Below are 2541 nucleotides of genomic sequence, written 5' to 3' on the forward strand. Positions count from 1 at the left end.
CGCGACTTTTTGCAACAAAGATTCAACGTGTTGCTCTGTTCCACCATCATCGAAATCGCATTGGAATCGAGGCGGATTATATCATCTTATTTTGAAATTTTCAAAAAACGATGGCTAAGAAAAATCTGCAAATTTAGTTTAATACGCCGTAAAATTTGGATTGGTTATCGCCGGTATCATCTGTAGCTGGGTTTAAATTTCATATACTTCGGGCGCGCGTAAATTTCCAAAACTTGATAGGATACATATCAAGTTTATTTATTCTTCTCTTGACAAGATTAGCACTCCATGATATAATCTGCCAAAATTTTCAAAAAGGACCGCATAATGGCAAAGAAAAAATTTAAGACCGAAGTGAATGATCTGCTAAATTTGATGATCCATTCGCTTTATTCAAACAAGGAGATTTTTTTGCGCGAGCTCATCTCAAACGCAAGCGACGCACTGGATAAGTTAAACTACCTAAGCCTTACGAACGACGAATATAAGGCGCTTTCGTATGTGCCGCGCATCGATATAAAGATCGACAAAGAGGCCAAAACGCTAAGCATCGGCGACAACGGCATCGGCATGGACGAGGCCGAGCTCGAGAGCAATCTCGGCACCATCGCGCGCAGCGGCACTAAGGGCTTTATGGCGAGCCTTAGCGGCGATGCGGCGAAGGACAGCAACCTCATCGGGCAGTTCGGCGTCGGGTTTTATTCGGCGTTTATGGTTGCAGATCGTATCGATGTTATCAGCCGCAAGCCGCTCTCGCAAGAGGGCTATAAATGGAGCAGCGACGCGAGCAACTACATGGTCGAAAAGGCGGAGAAAGAGGACTTCGGCACGACGATAATCCTGCATATGAAAGATGAGGAGTTTTTGGACGAATATAGGCTCGAAGGCATCATCAAAAAATACTCCAACCACATCCCTTATCCGATCTTTATGGATAAAGAAGAATACGTGCCTGCGCAAAAAGAGGGCGAGCAGGGACATAGCGAAGTTAAAAACGTCCAGATCAACCGCGCGAGCGCGCTTTGGCAGCTGCCAAAAAGCAGCCTAAAGCCGAGCGATTACAATGAATTTTATAAGCAGATCAGCCACGACAGCGGCGATCCGCTGTTTTACATCCACACAAAGGCCGAGGGCACACACGAATACACGACGCTTTTTTACGTGCCGAGCAGCGAACCTTTCGATCTATACCGCGTCGATTATCAAAGCGGCGTGAAGCTCTACGTCAAGCGCGTTTTCATCACCGACGACGCCAAAGAGCTGCTGCCTAGCTATCTGCGCTTCGTGCGCGGCATAATGGACGTCGAGGATCTGCCGCTAAACGTAAGTCGCGAAATTTTGCAAGAAAATCGAATTTTAACCTACGTCCGCGAACAAAGCGTCAAAAAAATTCTATCCGAGTTGGAAAAGCTTTTGCAGAACGATCGCGAAAAATACATAAAATTTTACGAATTATTCGGCAAGGTTTTGAAAGAGGGGCTTTACGGTTTCGGCGCAAACAAAGAGGAAATTTTAAAGCTTTGTCTTTTCAAATCAAACCTGCGAGACGGGCTCATCACGCTTAGCGAGTATAAGGAAAAAATGAAAGAGGATCAAAAAGAGATCTATTATATCGCGGGAAACAGCGCCGCGATGCTTAAAAGCTCGCCTCTGATCGAGAAATTTAACGCCGAAGGCACGGAGGTACTGCTCTGCGATGATGAGATCGATACGATCGTGATGCCGGGCGTTTTTGAGTTTGACAAGACGCCGGTTAAAAATGCGACTTCGATCAAGCAAGAAGCTGCAAGCGACGATGCCGCGACGCCGCAAGCCAAAGAGATCGCCGCAAAGATCAAAGAAATTTTAGGCGAACGCGTCAAGGACGTTAAAATTTCATCGCGTCTAAGCGGCTCGCTTTCCTGCCTTGTTTTTGACGAGAACGATCCCGATTTTGCGACGCAGCAGCTGCTTAAGCAGATGGGAGGCCGCAATCTGCCGCCCGTAAAGCCGATTTTGGAGATCAACGCCGATCACGAGATCATCAAAAAGCTGCAGGCCGATAAACTAATGCTGCCGCAAGTTTCTGAAATAATCTACGATCTGGCGCGCCTTAGCGAGGGGCAGGAACTTGAAAATCCGAGCGAGTTTATCAAAAACGTAAACGAGCTAATCGTAAAGGCTCTATAGATTATCTAAATTTAGAGCTTCGATCCGCTACCCAAATTCCGCGTGGCTGCATATATCTATGTAGCCGCGTTTTAAATTTAAAGAGAAATTTCTGCAGGCAAGCTTCGCCGCGCTTTTTAAATTTTAAAATTTAAAAGCGGCGGAATTTTACCCTTTTATTTCTGTAAAAAATTCTATCCTGCGGCTCAGTTTGGCGTTTTGGAAATTTTAAAATTTTGATCGCTTTTATCTTCGAGCCGAGCTTGGAGCGCAAGCCGAAAATATTCGCCAAAGCATAAAATCATAAATCAGGCGATAAATTTCACTATTCATTAATTTAATCTTTACAAAGTTGCGTAATTTTATTTTAAATTTCCCCCTTTTTTATCGCAA

General features: G+C 44.9%; 1 protein-coding gene. It reads left to right on the plus strand.

Annotated features, from left to right (window positions below; translation table 11 throughout):
• Window positions 1-327 precede the first annotated feature (327 nt).
• Window positions 328-2169, plus strand: coding sequence for a molecular chaperone HtpG (htpG, locus tag Q0277_RS09015; protein ID WP_297997403.1), 1842 nt, complete (start codon window positions 328-330; stop codon window positions 2167-2169).
• Window positions 2170-2541: the final 372 nt, after the last annotated feature.

The organism is uncultured Campylobacter sp., assembly GCF_938030815.1.
In the GTDB taxonomy this organism is placed as follows: Bacteria; Campylobacterota; Campylobacteria; order Campylobacterales; family Campylobacteraceae; genus Campylobacter_B.